Genomic DNA, 3510 nt, shown 5'->3' on the forward strand with positions numbered 1-3510 from the left:
TTTGGACGTTAAGCTGCAAACTGCTCCATCTGGAGCTAGTTGGGGAACTATTGGCAACCCTGGGAGTTTATTGCGGGGTGTCGAAAAACTAATCAAACAAGCAGGAGCAGAAGCCATTGCTGTAGTCGCTCGTTTCCCTGATGATATCGACTCTCAAGCCTTACAAGATTATCGTCATGGCTCAGGAGTCGATCATCTTGCTGGTGCAGAAGCTATTATTTCTCATTTAATAGTACGTCATTTTCAGATTCCCGCAGCCCATGCTCCCGCCTTAGCAGCCATCCCTGTCGATCCCGATTTATCTCCCCGTGCAGCAGCCGAAGAATTAGGCTACACTTTTTTACCTTGTGTTTTAGTCGGACTGGCTCGCGCTCCCCAATTTGTTACGAAATACGAAGCGAATCCCCATTTGATTTGGGGTTCGGAAATTGATGCAGTGGTAATCCCCGAAACCGCCTGTGGTGGTAGTGCCGTACTAAGTTTAAGTAATTCTAAAACCGCTATTATTACTGTTCAAGAAAACATTACTCAAATGCAAGTTACTCCAGAAACTTTAGGAATCAAAAGTATTAGAGTAAACTCTTACTTAGAAGCTTTGGGTGTATTAGTAGCTCGTCGTGCTGGCATCAGTATTACTGCTCTTCATCCATCTCTATCATCTCTACATTGCTTATCATAAAAATCAGTGGCAAATTATAATAACCCTGAAATCGAACCCCTGACCCGTACTCAAATTTTAATAGTAATGGGAGTAACAGCAGTAGTTTTACTCACCATATCGAAACTATGGCAAAAACTTGGTTCTGTCACCATGTTGCCTTTGCTGTTTGATACTCAAGCTCTAATCTGGTCGATTGGACTGGCAGTAGGAATCACTATTGCTAGCAGTATTATCTATCGTTTATGGGCTGCTTATCGCCACAGCGCAGATATTTACCTAGAGTTAGTGGTAAAACCCTTGGTGTGGGCAGATTTAATTTGGTTGGGTTTGTTGCCAGGTTTAAGCGAAGAATTATTATTTCGGGGTGTCATGTTACCCGCTTTTGGCTTAAATCTATTTGCAGTGATTGTTTCTAGTTTATTGTTTGGTGTATTACACTTGAGTGGTGCTAATCAATGGCCCTATGTAGTATGGGCTACTATAGTAGGCTTTGCCTTGGGCTATATTGCTTTAATTACTGGTAATTTATTAATCCCCATTACCGCCCATATCATTACCAATTTAGTTTCTAGTTGTTTGTGGAAATTTCAGCACCCAGAAGTTACGGAAAATTAGCACTAAAATTATTGGCATTGTTGATTCACAAATTACAAATTATCAAGCTCATCAACTAGATCGTAGATTTTCTTACTACTGAATCCACCTCTAGAACGAACGCCTTAAAACTTGGTTTTCTGACCCTTTTTGCGCCGACTGCACAAGGTATGAGTGTGGATAATGCTACTGACTGGGATTAATTTCTCCAGGTCAGAGCAATCACTTACTTGTATCATCAGGCGTTACCAAAGATTTTTCTTATTCCACCTGATAAAGCGTCTGGAGAAACTATTCTATTTTCCATAGCGATCAAATAATTCTTTTCACTACACCCCTATGTGAAAAATCTCAAGAACTGCATTAAATTAATTGACGGCATTTTTGAGAGTATCTTACAGATAATACATTAAAGTTAAAGCGTGTAAATATTTTGTAAGTTATCGTAAGTGAATTTACGTAAAAAATCCGTAAAATTATTGTAGGATAAATTAATACATTCAAATTTCACTTTAATTTGAGAGGATAATGCAACGTCATTCAAATTGAAGTCGATACACATTCTTTAAATTCTTGTAATTTTTTAAAGTACTGTGGGTGTATTTACGGAGAAAGTACGTAAGGTTATTGTAATGTGAATTAGTACATTACAAATTCACTTAAATAGAAGCTAATGTCAGCCAACTTTGATCGAGCTTATTTTTTCGGAGATAGCCTTTCCGATACAGGGAATGCTCTTCGTTTGTCTTTTGGTCAAGTTCCTTTTGCTCCTTATGCGCCAGGGCGTTTTTCTAATGGAGATGTTTGGGTAGATTCTTTGGCGGAGGAACTGGATTTAGATGTCGATCCTGTTACTCGAAATATTTTTTCCAATGATGATTTGAATTTTGCCGTTGGGGGTGCGACTTCTGGGAGAAGTAATTATAGTGGTTCTCTTCCTGGTTTAAAGCAACAAATTGATACTTTTGAGCTATTAGCACGCTTTCAAAGTCCTCAAGAATTGAACGACGATCTGTTTTTTCTCTGGGTTGGTTCTAACGATTACTTTAGTTTTATTGAGGATGACGAAAGTACTCCAGATGTAATTGAAACCGACTTTCCCGAAACGAGAAGAGAAAGAAAAGATGCAGTAATCGAAGTTGTCGATATCAATATCGGAGGAGCAATCCAAGAGATGATCGATGCAGGAGGAAAAGATATTGTTGTCTTTAACTTACCAGACTTGGATCGAACTCCTTTGGCTCAAGATTTGACTAGCCAAGATCGAAGAGACCTCAGAAAGTTAACAAATATACACAATAGAAGGCTTTCACGTTTGGCAAGAAACACTGAAACAGCTAATCCTGATGTCAACATCATTGAAGTAGATGTTAACGAGCTATTTGACGACATCAGAGATGACCCGAATAGATTTGGTTTCACTAATATCACCGATAATTATACTGGGATCGATCTTTATGCCGAAATAGAGAACCCACCTTCTCAAGGTAATCCCAACGAATTTTTATTTTGGGATAGTGTTCATCCCACTACTACAGCACAGAGTTTGGTTACAGATTTAGTCATGGATGAATTAAACGATGAAGGTTTAATACTTGATTAATTGAGCGTTGCACGTTTGCGGGATGATTTTGAAATTATTGGTTTCAAAAGTCTTGTTACTTTTCTTACCTGCTACTTTTGATTGTCTCGAGCGTCCCATTGGTTCGGTTTAGTTTGAGATGATAATGCAACGTCATTCAAATCGAAGTCGATACACATTCTTTAAATTCTTGTAATTCTTTAAAGTACTGTGGGTGTATTTACGGAGAAAGTACGTAAGATTATTGTATTGTAAATCAGTACATTAAAAATTCACCCAACAGATAGCTGATGTCACCTAACTTTGATCGAGCTTATTTTTTCGGAGATAGTCTTTCCGATACAGGTAATCTTTTAAGTATTACTGGTGGTCAAATTCCCAATGCTCCTTCTTATGAACCAGGACGTTTTTCTAACGGAGATGTTTGGGTAGATTCTTTGGCTGAGGAACTAGATTTAACTATCGATCCATTCACCCAAGATAATGGCTCCAATGATGGGATAAATTTTGCTATTGGGGGTGCAACTTCTGGCGACAGTAATTTTAATCTGACATTCCGCAGATAATTTTCTCAAGGAAATAATTAAATGAATTTGCTTGAATATAGCCGTTTATAGCAATCGCCAATCTTCAAAAACACCAAATAATATATTAGTTCTTATTCTGTTTCTAA

Annotated in this window: 4 protein-coding genes; all 4 read left to right on the plus strand. The window is 38.0% G+C overall.

Annotated features, from left to right (window positions below; all coding sequences use genetic code 11):
• Positions 1 to 679, plus strand: a 679-nt coding sequence (locus H1P_RS31835; protein ID WP_144875268.1) for a DUF3326 domain-containing protein, incomplete at its 5' end; no start/stop codon positions are given.
• A 6-nt stretch (positions 680 to 685) separates the two neighbouring features.
• Positions 686 to 1276, plus strand: a complete 591-nt coding sequence (locus H1P_RS31840; RefSeq protein WP_144875270.1) for a CPBP family intramembrane glutamic endopeptidase — start codon at positions 686 to 688, stop codon at positions 1274 to 1276.
• A gap of 652 nt (positions 1277 to 1928) precedes the next feature.
• The gene (locus H1P_RS31845; protein WP_144875272.1) at positions 1929 to 2858 is read left to right on the plus strand and encodes an SGNH/GDSL hydrolase family protein; all 930 of its coding nucleotides are present in this window, start codon (positions 1929 to 1931) and stop codon (positions 2856 to 2858) included.
• A gap of 269 nt (positions 2859 to 3127) precedes the next feature.
• A complete protein-coding gene (locus tag H1P_RS31850) occupies positions 3128 to 3403 on the plus strand; it encodes an SGNH/GDSL hydrolase family protein (RefSeq protein ID WP_144875274.1) in 276 nt (91 codons plus the stop codon).
• The last annotated feature ends 107 nt before the right edge of the window (positions 3404 to 3510 follow it).

Source organism: Hyella patelloides LEGE 07179 (assembly GCF_900659865.1).
GTDB classification, from domain to species: domain Bacteria; phylum Cyanobacteriota; class Cyanobacteriia; order Cyanobacteriales; family Xenococcaceae; genus Hyella; species Hyella patelloides.